Source organism: Psychrobacter sp. Ps6, assembly GCF_022129235.1.
GTDB lineage: Bacteria > Pseudomonadota > Gammaproteobacteria > Pseudomonadales > Moraxellaceae > Psychrobacter.
The window spans coordinates 1-1,385 of the sequence record NZ_JADQAI010000048.1; the positions used below are offsets into that span (position 1 = coordinate 1).

Annotated in this window: 1 protein-coding gene; it reads right to left on the reverse strand. The window is 37.5% G+C overall.

Annotation, left to right across the window (positions count from 1 at the left end):
• Positions 1-1,241 (reverse strand): LapD/MoxY N-terminal periplasmic domain-containing protein (locus I3255_RS13535; RefSeq protein WP_238039273.1); only part of this gene is annotated, 1,241 nt, incomplete at its 3' end.
• Positions 1,242-1,385 lie beyond the last annotated feature (144 nt).

A 1,385-nucleotide genomic window follows, 5' to 3' on the forward strand; every position in this document is an offset into this window, starting at 1 on the left:
TCATCAACGAGATATTTCCATTGTTGTTTCCCGATTAGGTTCAGCTTTTGATTATTTTCACTCTGGATAATAGCGATTGGTTCATTCGGCTGCTGATGAGCAATAGTTAATGCGTTATCCGCCTGTGTTAATAGTGTAGAGATTGTATCTTCTTGATTTTTCATTACAATCCCAACTGCTGCATGGACAGGTGCTAAATTGAGTGGATCGCTATTCAACTCTGATGTCATATTTAGCATTTGGCGACCCAACATTTTTAATTCATCTTCATCTGCTTCTGGTGCGATGAGAATAAATTCTGCTTGGTTAAGTCGAGCAATAGTATTGTACTCACTGGATAGCTCTTTTAATCGATTAGCAAGAGTTTGGACTTGTTGATCGCCAAGCTCATAACCTTGATGAGTATAAGCATCTTCAATAATCTCTGCTTTTAGTAACGCAAATCCGCCGTATGAATCTTGTTCTAGCCATGATTGAAGTTGGGACATGAGGAATGTGCGATTAGCTAGACCTGAAACAGGATCTTGATATGCTCTAATTCTTAATTTATCAGCTTCTGCTGCTTGCTGCTCAAAATATTTTTTAAGCTGAGCACTCATATGATTGAATGCATATACTACATCTTTGAGTTCTTTTACCGCTGGAATCGGGAGTGGTTTATCAAATTGATTACTCGAAATTAATTGTGCTTGCTTTTGAATATGTTTAAGAGGTGTTAATACATTTCGTAAAATAAGCGCAAGAATAATTGCAGCAAGAATGATGGTAATAATGAAGCCTAAAAGTAGCTGCGTGGTTGCATGCCATAATTGAATATAAGCATTCGCCGGACTACTTGTAACAGTTAGATGTGCAAGTTGCATCCAGCCGCTTGCTAGCGTGGTTGTTTTTGTCACAGGTTCGATCGAAATAAAATTCATATACCACTGTGGTACATCTATAATTTCAATCGGGTATTGGCGAGCAATGGATGTTTTTCCATCAAGCGTTTTGAGCTCAACTGCGCTGTAAAAACTGCTATCAAACGTAGCATTAATTACAGACTCAGCAGCAACATAATCTTTATTTTCTAAATAAGGAGCTAAGGCTAAGCCAACCGCACTAATGGCATTATCTAACTCAGTTGACTGTTGGGTTTGTAGGTAGTCTTTGGTCGTATTAAACTGCACTGCAAATACAGCAGAGATTAATACAAAGAATACAACTAGCATCCATAAAAGTATTTTTCTATAAAGACTCATTACCATTACTCATCAAAGTTTATTTTGGGTCTATGAAGTTCTATTTTTCGGTTTCTATGACGTAAATCGTTCCACATACTAAGACGCGACGCTTTTCCCGCCAATTGACCTTGCCCCTGTTGTTTAATTAACCATAAGTTACTA